Origin of the sequence: Kitasatospora sp. NPDC089913 (assembly GCF_044748625.1) — a bacterium.
Taxonomy (GTDB): domain Bacteria; phylum Actinomycetota; class Actinomycetes; order Streptomycetales; family Streptomycetaceae; genus Kitasatospora.
In genome coordinates, this window is record NZ_JBIVGI010000027.1 from 47547 (window position 1) to 60634 (window position 13088).

Consider the following 13088-nt stretch of genomic DNA (forward strand, 5'->3'; position numbering starts at 1 on the left):
CGAGTCGTGCCGAGTGCCGAGTGCCGAGTGCCGAGTCGTGCCGAGGCCCGGTGGGGTGCACCCACCGGGCCTCGGCACGCGGTTCAGCCGGTCGGGACGAGCGCGGTCCCGACCGGCTGCCGGACGACGCGCCCGGCGTCCAGCTCCAGGTGCCCGCCGGAGAACCGCCCGCGCAGCCGGCGGTCGTGGCTGACGACCACCACCGTGCCCCGGAACTCCGCCAAGGCCGCTTCCAACTCCTCCACCAGGCCGGGCCGGTGGTGTGCAATCGGCTTTCCGGCCGGGGTGCTTGCCCCGCTTCAGCGGATGTCCGGGGCGGCCACGAACCACAGGGTGATCGGGGAGTCCAGCGGGACCACCGTGCCCGCGGCCGGATCGGTGCGGAGCGCCTGGCCCACGGGGTGGTCGCGGTCGGGGGTGGCGGAGGAGGTGACCTTGGTGAAATCGAGGTCCCGCAGCACCTGTTCGGCGTCGCCGCGGGTGCGGCCGGCGACGGCGGGAACCGGTGCCCGGCCGTCGGAGACCCGCAGGACGACGGTGCCACCCACCGGTACCTCGGTGCCGGCGGACGGTTCGCTGCCGAGAACCTGGCGTGCGGGCACCCGGCCGATGGCGACGACGGTGGTGGTGGAGCGCAGGCCGAGGCCGTTGAGCTCGGCCTCGGCGGTGGTCCGGTCGAGTCCGGCCAGGGCCGGGACCGCGACCGTCCGGGGCGGGGTGGTGACGGACGTGGTGGGGGGAGGGGACGGCCGGGTGGAGGTGGAGGAGGGCTTGGCGGAGGTGCCGGTGGAGGGCTTCACCTTCCCGCCGCCGCCACTGTTGCCGCCGGTGCCGGGGCGCCCGCCCGCCGGGCTCGTCGGGGCGATCGGTGGCGGGCTGAGCAGCGCGGGTCCGGCACCCGTACCGGGCCCCGCTGTGGCGGTGTCACCGCTCCGGCCGAGACCGAGGACCACGACGACCGCCACCAGTACCGCCACGAGCGCCACCAGTACGGCGATCAGCAGCGGTCCGCAGCCGCCTCCGGTCCGGCCGTCCGGCCGCCCGGGCCGCTGCGGCCGCCCCGTCGACGGCGGGAGACCGGGCGAGGGCCGCCCGCCGCCGTTCCCCCCGCCCCCACGGCCCCGTCCGTTGCCGCGATCGAGGTCGACGTCGAGCTGCCCGGGCACGTCCACCGCGAACGCCGCGCAGGCCGCGCCCTGGTGGGCCGAGGTCGCGGCGACCCGGAGGGCGACACCGAACCGCGAGGGCAGCGCGCCCTGCGCCTGGCCCACCGTGTCGGCCCCCGGCACGCCGAACCGGGAGGCGATGTCGAGGCCCGGTCCGGCCAGGTCCAGGGGCACGGTGTACCGCAGCTCGACCCGGCGGGTCGCCCCGGAGGCGAGCGGCGCCTCGGCCGACCGCCGGTCGAAGTCCAGCCGCCCGCGCACGGGTTCGACCGGTTCCAGGTGGAAGCCGGTGGCCCGGGGCCCGGCGTTGCACACGAGCAGGTCCACCAGCACCGTGCCACCGGCGATGCCGAACCGGCGCTCCGGCTCGCACCAGGCCCGCACCCCGGCGTCCGCGCCGGCCCGCAGATCGGTGCCGCAGTACTCGCCCGGGCAGTAGACGCCGAGCCGTTCGGCCCCGTCCGTCCGAGTACCGCACAGTTCGCAGTACAGCGCCATGGTCCCCCCTCGGTCCCGGCCCGCCCCGGAGGTACCCGGCCCGCCGCGAGGGGAACCTCCGCCGCGCGGACCGGGACCGGCCCGTGACCGGTCGACCGCGCACCCGTCATCGTCCGTTCGAGGGTTCTCGGTGGCCCGGCGCGATGCCCGGTGGCAATAATTGGGAAAGTTTCCTAACCAAATCTCTTGACCGTGCATCCTCACGCCGGGATTCTGTACGTCACCCTCCCCGAGGGTCCGTCCGTCCCAGGAGCCCCACCTCCGCCGCCTTCCCCCTCCGCTGCTCTCCGGCGATCTCCCCCGACCGCGAGGAGTCATGTGAACAGGCCCACCCGTCGCACCGTCCTCGGCGCCGCGCTCTCCGCCGTCACCGCCGCCGGACTCCCCCGAACCGCCGCCGCAGCCGCCGCCCCGGCCGCCGCCCTGAGCGTCTCCAGTTGGCAGCAGCGCTGGGCGCCGTCCGCCGCCGCCGACGGGCTCGCCGCCTTCGAGACGGTCGAGGACGACCGCGCCGGCTCCCACCCCGCCGGCCACCCGCACATCCGGGCGGAGAACGACACCTACCGCTGGACCATGCACACGGTCGACCGGGACTCCGCCACCGACCGGCAGCGGCACGAGGTCACCGGCATGCGCAGCCCGGCCGGCGGGGCCTTCCTGGAGTGGAAGGCCGGCCAGACCTGGCGCACCACCTACTCCCTGTACATCCCGTCCACGCTGAAGGCCACCACCACCTTCACCCACATCATGCAGATGAAGCAGCCCGGCAACGGCACCTCGCCGATCGTGGTCCAGTCGTTGCGCCGGGTCGCCGGCGAGCAGACCATCGAACTCCAACTCCCCATCAGCAACGTCCTGGTGGGGCGGACCGGCCTGGATCCGCTGCACGACCGCTGGGTGGACGTGGACTTCCGGATCACGGTCGGCGACGGCTCCTCCGGGGCGGTCCGCTGGATCCTCCGCTCCGCCGGCGCCACCGTCGTCGACCTTGAGCGGACCGGCGTCGACACCTTCCTCGCCGACCGGGTGCGGCCCAAGTGGGGCATCTACCGCTCCCTCGGTGACACCTCCGGCTCGCTCCAGGACTGCTACCTGCTGACCAGGGCGATGCGCGGCTACCAGCTGGTGTCCGGCTCCTCCGGGGTCTACCGGGCCGACGAGGCCCGGGTCCCGCAGGGCACCCTCGACACCGACCACACCGGCCACAGCGGCACCGGCTACGTCAATCTCGCCAACGCGCCCGGGAGTTACGCCGAGTGGACGGTCCGGGCGGCGGCCGCCTCGACGGCCTCGCTGGAGCTGCGCTACGCCAACGGCACCACCGCCGACCGCCCGATGGACATCTCCGTCAACGGCACCAGGATCGCCGCCGCGCGGCCGTTCCCCCCGACCGCCGACTGGGACACCTGGACCACCAGCACCCTGCCCGTGTCGCTGAAGTCGGGGGCCAACACCGTCCGGTTCACCTCGACCACCGCCGACGGCGGCCCCAACCTCGACCGGATCACCGTCCGCTGACCCCCAGGAGGAGCACATGCGTCCGACAACCGCCGGCGGCGTGGGTCTCGCCGTCGCCGCACTGATCATCGGGACCCTGGCCGTCCCCCCGGCCCAGGCCCTCACCGCATCCGCCGCCACCGGAACGGGCCCGGCCGCTCCCGCCGCGAGCACCGACTACCAGGCCGAGTCCGCCGTCGTCGTCCAGGGCACCGTGGCCACCAACCACACGGGGTACACCGGCACCGGCTTCGTCGACTACACCAACGTCGCCGGCTCCTACGTCGAGTTCGCCGTCGCGGCCGGCTCGGCCGGCACCGCCTCGCTGGCCTTCCGCTACGCCAACGGCACCGCCACCGACCGGCCGATGGACATCGCCGTCAACGGCACCGTGGTCGCCGCAGGCGTCTCCTTCCCGGCCACCGCGGACTGGAACACCTGGGCCGACCGGACGCTGAACGCGCAGCTCCGGGCCGGGACCAACACCGTGCGCGCCACCGCGACCACCGCCAACGGCGGCCCCAACCTGGACCGGCTCACCGTCGCCGCCACCGCCGACACCACCGCGCCGAGCCGCCCGGGCCAGCCGTCCTGCACCGCCATCGGTCCCAACGGCCTGACCCTCGGCTGGCCGGCCGCCACCGACAACGTCGGCGTCACCGCGTACGACGTCTACGAGCACGGCAACAAGCTCGCCGAGACGCCCGGCGACACCACCACCAAGGTGCTCACCGGCCTCACCCCCGCCACCACGTACAACCTCAGCGTGATCGCCCGGGACGCGGCCGGCAATGCCTCCCCGGCCAGCGTCGCCGTGGACTGCACCACCACCGCCGGCACCGACCCGGCGCCGAGCGCGCCCGGCGCCCCCACCGTCTCCGGCGTCACCGCCACCTCCGCCGAGCTCGCCTGGGGGGCCGCCACCGACGACAAGGGCGTGGTGGCATACGAGGTCCGCAGCGGCGCCGCCGTGCTGGCCACCGTCACCGGCACCCCGCCGGCCACCGGCACCACCGTCACCGGCCTGGCCTGCGACGCGCCGTTCACCCTGACCGTGGTCGCCAAGGACGCCGCCGGCGGCGTCTCCCCGGCCTCCGCCCCGGTCTCCTTCACCACCGGTGCCTGTCCGGCCGACGGCGGCGTCCCCGGCTCGCCGACCACCCTCAGCAGCGGCTGGACCGTGCCCTGGGGCGTCTTCTGGATGCCGGACGGCGCCGGCGCGCTGGTCACCGAGCGGGACAGCTTCAAGGTGTTCAAGCAGGCCAAGAGCGGCACCAGGACGGAGATCGGCGCCGTCCCCAACACCGTCACCACCGACGGCGAGGGCGGCCTGCTCGGCGTGGCCGTCGACCCCAACTGGTCCACCAACCACTACGTGTACTTCATGCACACCGCCGCCGAGGGCAACCGGATCGCCCGCATGACGTACAACGGCAGCACCCTATCCGGCTACACGGTCCTGCTCCAGGGCATCAAGAAGAACCGCTACCACAACGGCGGCAGGCTGGCCTTCGGCCCGGACGGCTACCTCTACGCCAGCACCGGCGACGGGCAGACGCCGAACCTCGCCCAGGACAAGAACTCCCTCAACGGGAAGATCCTGCGGATGACCACCGCGGGCAAGCCCGCCCCCGGCAACCCGTTCAACAACTACGTCTACAGCCTCGGCCACCGCAATCCGCAGGGCCTCGCCTTCGACCGCAACGGACGGCTCTGGGAGGCCGAGTTCGGCGACTCCAAGTACGACGAGCTCAACCTGGTCAAGCCCGGTGCCAACTACGGCTGGCCGACCTGCGAGGGCACCTGCTCCACCTCCGGCATGACCAACCCCAAGGCCACCTGGCCGGTCAACGTCGCCTCCCCGAGCGGCATCGCCATCGTGCGCAACGTCGTCTACATGGCGGCCCTGCGCGGCACCCGGATGTACCGCATCCCGATCAACGGCGACAGCGAGTCGGTCGGCACCGCGACCTCCTACTACGTCGGCACCTACGGCCGGCTGCGCACCGTCACCAAGGTCCCCGGCGCCGACCAGCTCTGGCTGACCACCACCAACGCGGACAACAACGGCAACCAGCCGGACGGCTCCGACAAGATCCTCAAGATCACCATCGGCTGACCCGCCCCGCCCCGCCCCGCCCCGACCCGCCCCGACCCGGGCCCGCACCGCTCGGCCGGTGCGGGCCCGGCGGCGCGGTCCACTCCTGGTCCCGTGACCCCTGTGACCGTTCCCGACCACCTTCGGGGCACAAGGACGCTCGCGTACGGTTCTGGGGCGATTAGCCGTCATCGGCTGTTGCCTGGACCGCAATTGTTCATCCACCGGACGGCCGTCGGCCGGTCGGACGCCGAGATCCTCTACGGCATGCGAGTGCTGAGAAGATCGACGATCGCCGTTCTGGTGGCCCTGGCACTGGTCTGCGGACTGGTCCAGGCCGCCGGAGCGGCCGCCGCCGGCGGACGCCGGGCGGCCGTACTACCAGGGCCGGTGGCCACCGACCCCTTGCCACCGGGGCAGGTGTCCGGGCAGGCGAAGGCGGGGCCGGAGAGCGGCCGGACCCAGGAGATGGAACCGGAGTCCGGGCCGCTCCACGAGCAGGCCGAACGGATCCGGGCCGCGCTGGCCGAACGGCAGGCGCCACCGCCCGAGGTACCCGGACCGCCTTCGCCCGACGACACGGCGGGCGCCGCCGGGGTCGTCGGACAGCCGCAGAAGGCCGAGCCGGCGTCGCCGCGGAGCGCCCCGCAGGACGCCACCGCCGCCACGGCGGTCACCGCCGCTTCGGCGCCCGGGTCGGCGCGCACCACCGTCGGTGACGCCGTCCACCGCGGGCCGAGTGCCGAGGGGGCAGCGGCCGAGGGGGATTCGGCCGACGCGTCCGGCGGCGTGGTCCGGGCGGCGGCCACCTACGGCGCCACCTACGACCCGGCACCCTCGTTCGTCGAGAACCCGCGCTACGACAACCCGGGCCGCCAGATGGTGCGGGTCACCAACACCGGGAACACCGCCTGGGCGGCCGGAACGGTGAGCCTCGGCTACCACCTGCGCCGGAGCGACGGCGCGATCTACAACGACAACGGCACCGGCACCGTCATCAACGCGACGGTGCCACCCGGCTACTACGTGGACGTCAACGCGATCTTCCAGACGCTGCCGGCCGGTTCGTTCGTCCTCAACTGGGACCTGCGGACGCTGAACGGCGGCGGCAGCGGCTTCTACTCCGCGCAGGGCGTACCCGCCTCGCGCGCCGTGGGCATCAACGTCCCGCACTACGCGCCGACCGGGTACGTGTACGGCCCGGAGTACAACGCGACGGTCGACAGCCTCGCCCCCAACCTGATCTTCAACGTGGGTGCGGACCGCACCCAGAACAACTACACCGAGTTCCAGGTCTGCCCCGACACCTCACTGTCCGGCTGCTGGAGTTCCGGGCAGAACCCGCTTCCCATGAACGGCTTCTCCGCGGCCGCCGTGCTCCAGCCGCCGGCCGGGGTACTGTCCTGGAACCGGACGTACTACTGGCGGGCCCGGGTCACCGACGCGAGCTACCCGAACACGCCGTGGTCGAACCTCTCGCCGTTCACCACCGTGGTCACCGCCGCCCCGGACACCCACCTCGGCCCGGGCCAGGCCGACCCGGCCGGGGTCGACCTCTACCAGGGCAACTTCAGCCACACGGACACCGACTTCACCCTGCCCGTGGACGGTGCCGTGGTCACCGTGGCCAGGACCTACAACAGTGCCAGTACGACGCCCGGTGTCTTCGGCCCCGGCTGGTCCTCGTTGCTGGACGTGCGCCAGGACGTGTCCGCGGACGGCTTCCTGACGGTCACCTACTCCAGCGGCCGCCGGATCCGTTACGGCCGCAACCCCGACGGCACCTACGTACCGGCCTACGGGCAGTCCGACGAGGCCCGCTACGCCAAGCCCGGTGCGGTGGGACTGGCCGACGGCACGGTCTACTTGTTCAACCCGGACGGCACCCTGCACAGCATCACCGGTCCCGGCGGCCAGGTGAGCAACCTCAACTACACCGCGGGCCGCCTGAGCCGGATCGACCTGGGCGTCTCCCGTGCCCTCTACGCCACCTGGGACGGCAACGGCCGGCTCGCCGCGCTCTCCACCAACGGCGGAACGCCGCAGCGGCTGCCCGGCGTGCAGACCTGGACGTACGGCTACAACGGCCAGGGTGCGCTGACCTCCGCCTGCAACCCGCGCTGGGACGTGTCCGCGTGCAGCACCTACGCGTACGGCGGGCCGGGGCAGCGGCTGAGCACCATCACCCCGCCGAACGGGGCGGCCGAGACCGTCACGCTCGGCTACGACCCGGTCGACGGCCGGGTGACCACCGTCGCGCTCCCCAACGCCTCCGGCCCCGGCGGCGACACCTGGTCCTACACCAAGCGCGATCCGGTGCAGAGCAACGCGGCGTTCACGGTCCACGTGTCCGCGCCGACCGGGCTCACCACCGACTACCAGTTCGGCCCGCGCGGCGAGCTGTGGAACCGCTGGACCGGCACGCCCACGCCCCAGACCAACAACACCCGCACCTGGACGTACGACCGGGCCGGCCGGGTCGAGTCCCTGACGGACGAGAACGGCAACATCACCGAGTACTACCATGACGGCTGGGGCAATCTGCACACCGTCAACCAGGCGCGCGACGGGCAGAACCTGGTCAGCACCAGCTACCACTACTTCACCGGCGCCGGCACCACGTACGACCTCGACGACCCCCGGACGGGCAGGATCGTCGAGATCGTGGACCCGAACTTCCACCGGACCACGATGGCCTACAACGGTCACGGCGACCTGACCGCCGTCACCGCGCCCCCCACCGCCGCCGCCCCGGGCGGGGCCCGGACGACCTACGAGTACACCTGCGACACCGGCGGGGGCTGGAACCCCAACGCCGCCCCGGTCACCGTCAACGACCCGGCGGGCGGCGGCGGCAGGCAGCCCTGCGGCATGCTCGCCGCGACCACCGACCCCGACGGACGCACCACCCGCTACGGGTACGACTCCTTCGGCGAGCAGACCAGGATCACCACACCCGCCGGTGAGATCACCGACCTGTTCCACGACGGCCTCGGCCACCTCACCCGCAAGACCGTGACGCAGCCCGACGGCTCGCCCGCGGCGGAGACGACCTACGTCTACGACGGCGCCGGCCATCTCGTCACCCAGACCGACCCGGCGGTGAAGAACGAGATCACCGGGGTGGTCCACCAGCGCAGGACCGTCAACACCTACGACGCCAACGGCAACCTCAAGAGCGCCACGGTCTCCGACACCACGCCCTCGGCGAACGGCGGCGACGCCCCCCGCACCACGGCGTACGACTACGACACCCGCGGCCGGCAGACCGCCGTCCGGGTGAACGGCACGGGCACCGGGACCAAGACGTACGACGGCCTCGGCAACGTCGTCCGCAGCACCGACGGCAACGGCAACGTCTACACCTACACCTACCACCAGCGGACCGGCTGGCTGCTGGGCATCGCCATGCCCACCTTCGCCGACGACCCGGCGTCCCCCGGGACCACGCGCCAGGTCCAGCTGGTCGCCTACACCTACGACAACGCCGGGCGGGTCGCCACCAGCCAGGACGCGATGGCCGCCCGCGTCGCGTACACCTACTCCCCGGACAACCTCAAGCTCACCGAGACCTTCACGGACTACCGGGACACCCCCGCCTCACCCGCCCGGGACCTCGTCCTGCACAGCTACACCTACGACCTGGCCGGGAACGTCCTGACCGACCTGGCCGGGGGCTCACGCACCACCACCCACACCTACGACGCCGACAACGCGCTGCTCAGCAGCACCCTCGACCCGGCCGGGCTCAAGCGGACCACCACCCACACCTACGACCCGGCCGGACTGCGGCTCACCAGCACGCTGTCCGACGGAGTCCGCACCGAGACCAGCGTCGACCAGTACGACCCGGTCGGCCGCCAGGTCCGTCGCACCGTCCGCAACGACGCCACCGCCGACCTGGTGACCGCCTACACCCGGGACGCCCGCGGCCAGCCGCTCACCGTCACCGACCCGCGCGGCATGCCGACGGCCGGCTCCACCCCGGACCCGGCGTTCACCACCACCCAGCGCTACGACGCCCTCGGCCGCCTGGCCGCGACCACCGGCCCGCAGGTGAAGGCGGAGGACGGCACCGGCGCCGCGCCCACCACCGTCGCACCGACCGACGCGCGCGGCTACAACACCTTCGGGGAACTCACCGACGTCCGCGACGCGCGCGGCCAGGTGACCCGGACCGTGTTCGACAACCGCGGCCGCCGGGTCGAGCTCGTCCACCCCACCTCCACCGAACCCAACGGCAATGTCGTCACCCCCAGAGAGAAATGGGCGTACGACAACAACGACAACGTCGTCGCCCGCACCGACCTGCTCGGGCAGACCACCGACATCACCTACGACGGGCGCAACCGCCCGGTCAAGGTGACCGCGCCGGCGGCCACCGCCGGCGGCACCCGGGGGGTCACCCGCTACGCCTGGAACGACGAGGGCAAACTGCTCTCCGAGATCGGCCCCACCGGCGCGCAGACCCTGCGCACCTACGACGGCATGGGCCGGGTCAGCACCCTCGTCACCGTCGAGCGCTACGTCCAGGGCCCGGGCGGCGCCCAGCAGTTCACCACCACCTACCGGTACAACCCGTTCGGCGACCTGCTGACGGAGTCCTCGAACGGCACCGGCGTCATCCGCAACTACAACGCGGCCGGGGAGATGGTCAACCGGACCGTCATCGGGCGCGCCACCACGGCCTACCACTACGATGTGGCCGGCCGGGTCGACCGGGTCACCGACGAGCTCGGGCGCCGCACCGACGTGACCTACGACCTCGCGGGCCGGGAGATCCGCCGCACGGTCGCCGACGACAACGGCGTCACCCTCTCCACCACCGCCTGGACCAACGACCGGGCCGGTCTGCGGACGGGCGTCACCGACCCGAACGGCAACACCTGGCAGGCCGCCTACGACGCCCTCGGCCGGGCCGAGAAGCTCACCGACCCGGTGCCCACCGACGCCGACGGGAACACCCTGGCCGCGCCGGTCACCACCTTCGGCTACGACGCCGCGGGCAACCGCACCCGGCTGACCGACGGCAACGGCAACGCGACCTACACCACCTACAACGCCTGGAACCTGCCCTCGGTCCGGACCGCGCCCGCCACCACCGCCCACCCGGCGGCGGCCGACCGGACCTGGCGGACCAGCTACAACGCGACCGGCGCGCCGGTGGCCACCACCGCCCCGGGCGGCGTCGCCACGGCCTCCGGCTACGACCTGCTCGGCCGGCTCACCGCCACCACCGGCAGCGGCGCCGAGGCGACCACCCAGGGCCGGCACTTCGGCTACGACCAGGCCGGCCGGCTGACCTCGATCGACGCGATCTACGGCACCGAGAACTTCGTCTACAACGACCGCGGCCTGCTCCTCGCCTACAGCCACCCGAGCTTCGCCGGGGACGGCGACGCCGTCTACGTCAACCAGTACGACGCGCTCGGCCGGACGACCGTCCGGTCCGGCGTCGCCGGCACCACCACCTTCGGCTACGACAACGCGGGCGCGGTGACCACCGCGACCGACTCGCTGACCGGCACCACCCGCAGCTACGGCTACGACCAGGCCGGCCGGATGACCGGCCAGACCGACACCACGGCCACCGGCACCGTCGCCACCCGCTACAGCTTCGGCTACGACGGGCTGGACCGCCCGCTCACCGAGTCGGCCTTCGACGCGGCCGGCAACCAGACCGGCCGGATCACCTACGGCTGGGACGCCAACGGCAACCTGACCAGTACCAGCGGCAGCGGAAAGCTGGTCGGACAGTCGAACCGGAGCTACCGCTACGACGCCGCCAACCGGCTGATCAGCACGACCGAACAGGACACCCGGACCGACTACGGCTGGGACGCCGCGGGCAACCGCACCTCGGCGACCGTCTCCACCCTGGTCGGCGGGGTCCGGACCGACCCCGTCACCACGACCGCCCAGTACGACCAGCGCAACCGCCTGATCCGCACCGACAGCCCGCAGACCGCCGCCTCCTACCAGTGGCAGCCGCGCGGCACCCTCGCCGCGGTGACCACCGAGTCCCTGCCCGAGGGCGACCCGGTCACCGTCCGCACCAAGTCCGACGCCTTCGACCAGCTGGTCGACGACGGCGGCACGGCCAACACCTACGACGCGCTCGGCCGGATGGTCCTCAGCAACGGCAGGAACGTCGAGTACGACGGACTGGGCGCCGAGCCCGTCTCCGACGGGCAGTGGCTCTACGCCCGTGACCTGGCGGAACGCCCGACCGGCGCCAAGTCCCTGGCCGGGCAGACGTCCTCGCTGCTCACCAATGTGCACGGTGACGTGATCGGCGCCGCCGACCCCGGCAACGGCGCCACCCGGGGGACCCGCAGTTACGGGGCGTTCGGCGAGCCGCGCGCCGGCACCGCCGGGCTCAGCCCGCTCGGCTTCCAGGGCGGCTGGACCGCGCCCTCCGGCAAGGTCGGCGCCCGGTCGCGCTGGTACGACCCCACCACCGGCGGCTTCACCGCCCAGGACAGCGCACCGGGCCCGGTCTCCGACGCCGCCTCCGCCAACCTCTACGGCTACGGCGCGGCCAACCCCACCAGCCGGGTCGACCCGGACGGGCACTTCTCGATCGGCGTCATCGGGAGCACCTTCAGCGAGATCGTCGCCGGGCTGGGCGACGTCGCGGCGGCCGGCGCCGAGATCATCGCCGGGGCGGCCCCCGAGGTCGCCGAGGCGATCGGCGCGGGCCTGCTGGAGGCCGGGGTCGACGTCGCGGCCGGGGTGGCCTGTGTGATCGGCTGCCTGGAACTGCTGATCGTCGGCGTGGTCGTGGTGGTCGTCGTCGCCGGCGTCTACTACACGATGCAGGTCAGCGCCGACGGCTCGCTCGACCCGACCTCGACCGGGAGCCCCGAGACGGCCCCGATCGCGGTCGACCCGATCACCTCCGAACCCGTCGGCATCGACGCGCCCGTCGGCGACCCGGTCCGGGCACCCACACCGGAGGCCGGCCCACCGCTCCCGCCGCACGGCCCGCCCACCCCGCCGGAGGTCCGCCGGCCGGTGGCCACGTCGACGACCAGCACCAACAGCTGGTCCGAGACCAGTAGCTGGTACGACGAGACGTACCTCTACAACCGCACCGACAACTACGTCCGGACCACCACCACGTACTACCTCGACGGTGTCCAGACCGGCCAGCCGTCGGTCCGCACCGACCACAGCTGGGTGCTCACCTGGCAACTGCTGATCGACACGTCCAACCCGGTCGTGATCGAGACCCCGGTCCCGGGCGAGGCCCAGAAGCCCGTCGACGGTCAGGGCACCGCCCGCCCCGACGGCACCTGCGGCAGCGGAGGCTCCCCGACGGCCTGCGCCGGCGAGGAATCGGCACCTGTGCCGGACAGCGCGGGCAAGGGCGGCAAGGGCGGAGGCGGGGGGGCCGAGCCGGAGAGCTGCCTCCCGGATCCGGCGGACTTCGACTGGGACAAGGGATCGGCGACCGGCAAGAACCCGGCGCCCAACGCCAAGGCCGGGAAGGGCAAGAAGGACCAGAAGGACATCGAGACGATGAGCCGTGCCGGCCGCTCCCTGGCCAAGAAGCTGAAGGGAGGGAAGAACCCCAACGGATGGCCGAGTGCCTCGGGCCCGAAGACGAACCTCAACCCTCTCGCCGAGGCCCTGCTCGACCGGCTGCTCGGAGATCCGTCGGCCGTGGTGTCCGGCGGGCGTGGTCGGATCGACGGCGAGTGGACCGAGTGCTACGACTTGCAGATTCCGGACGGGCCGTTCGGGGCACGGTTCTCGATCGAAAGCGTCTTCGAGACCTTCCTGAACTTCTGAGGTGTCCGTGCTGACGCCGTTGAGAGGAGTAC

5 protein-coding genes and 1 pseudogene are annotated in these 13088 nt (G+C 73.0%); 4 read left to right on the forward strand and 2 right to left on the reverse strand.

Annotated features, from left to right (window positions below; translation table 11 throughout):
* Window positions 1–83: 83 nt before the first annotated feature.
* A complete protein-coding gene (locus ACIPYS_RS31570; RefSeq protein ID WP_400752563.1) occupies window positions 84–224 on the reverse strand; it encodes a hypothetical protein in 141 nt (46 codons plus the stop codon).
* 75 nt (window positions 225–299) lie between these two features.
* The gene (locus ACIPYS_RS31575) at window positions 300–1664 is read right to left on the reverse strand and encodes a PASTA domain-containing protein (protein ID WP_400752566.1); all 1365 of its coding nucleotides are present in this window, start codon (window positions 1662–1664) and stop codon (window positions 300–302) included.
* 318 nt (window positions 1665–1982) lie between these two features.
* Between ACIPYS_RS31575 and ACIPYS_RS31580 the strand changes: the two are divergent.
* The 4 genes and pseudogenes from ACIPYS_RS31580 to ACIPYS_RS31595 form a co-directional block, all read left to right on the forward strand.
* Window positions 1983–2792 (forward strand): annotated as a pseudogene (locus ACIPYS_RS31580) (Tat pathway signal sequence domain protein); the annotation flags it as partial.
* On the forward strand, window positions 2772–3182 hold the full coding sequence (locus ACIPYS_RS31585) for a carbohydrate-binding protein (RefSeq protein WP_400752735.1): 411 nt from the start codon (window positions 2772–2774) through the stop codon (window positions 3180–3182). The pseudogene ACIPYS_RS31580 and the gene ACIPYS_RS31585, both read left to right, overlap by 21 nt.
* 16 nt (window positions 3183–3198) lie before the next feature.
* Window positions 3199–5280, forward strand: a complete 2082-nt coding sequence (locus tag ACIPYS_RS31590; protein WP_400752569.1) for a PQQ-dependent sugar dehydrogenase — start codon at window positions 3199–3201, stop codon at window positions 5278–5280.
* Between the two features lie 177 nt (window positions 5281–5457).
* On the forward strand, window positions 5458–13056 hold the full coding sequence (locus ACIPYS_RS31595) for an RHS repeat-associated core domain-containing protein (RefSeq protein WP_400752572.1): 7599 nt from the start codon (window positions 5458–5460) through the stop codon (window positions 13054–13056).
* Window positions 13057–13088: the final 32 nt, after the last annotated feature.

Bases quoted from the DNA above. Each gene is read 5' to 3' on its own strand.
- ACIPYS_RS31575 (WP_400752566.1), bottom strand. From the start codon at position 1,664: ATGGCGCTGTACTGCGAACTGTGCGGTACTCGGACGGACGGGGCCGAA.
- ACIPYS_RS31585 (WP_400752735.1), top strand. From the start codon at position 2,772: ATGCGCGGCTACCAGCTGGTGTCCGGCTCCTCCGGGGTCTACCGGGCC.
- ACIPYS_RS31590 (WP_400752569.1), top strand. From the start codon at position 3,199: ATGCGTCCGACAACCGCCGGCGGCGTGGGTCTCGCCGTCGCCGCACTG.